Origin of the sequence: Waterburya agarophytonicola KI4, from assembly GCF_020640915.1 — a bacterium.
Lineage (GTDB): Bacteria > Cyanobacteriota > Cyanobacteriia > Cyanobacteriales > Xenococcaceae > Waterburya > Waterburya agarophytonicola.
Window position 1 is genome coordinate 1 of the sequence record NZ_JADWDC010000034.1, and the last position, 375, is coordinate 375.

General features: G+C 39.2%; 1 protein-coding gene. It reads left to right on the forward strand.

Features of this window, described 5'->3' with window-relative positions; translation table 11 throughout:
* Positions 1-365 (forward strand): hypothetical protein (locus tag I4641_RS13670; protein ID WP_229641093.1); only part of this gene is annotated, 365 nt, incomplete at its 5' end.
* Positions 366-375 lie beyond the last annotated feature (10 nt).

Consider the following 375-nt stretch of genomic DNA (forward strand, 5'->3'; position numbering starts at 1 on the left):
TATTTGTTGTTTACTACATTGTTTTGGTTTGGCTGTATGCTCCTGCTGTGGAAAGTGGTGAGAGCGCATGGGAAGTTAATCAAGATGGTGAGATTGTTCATCACAATGATGTTTTGACAGTGCCTACTGTTAAACCTATCGAACAGCAATTGAAGGATGTTCTTTGGGACAACATAGAAGAGGTTACAGAAACAGTTAAACAGGTTGAAGATAAGCCTACAGTTGAGGAATTATTGTACGGGGTTGAGATTGATAAAATTACTCTCAGAAAAGCCCGTAAGATTGCTTCGGCATTGGGTATCAAGCAGAAAGTAAACGGGCGAAAACTTTTTTGCACTTCAAAAGCTGTAATTCTTTCTGAGTAAGGGTTTAACG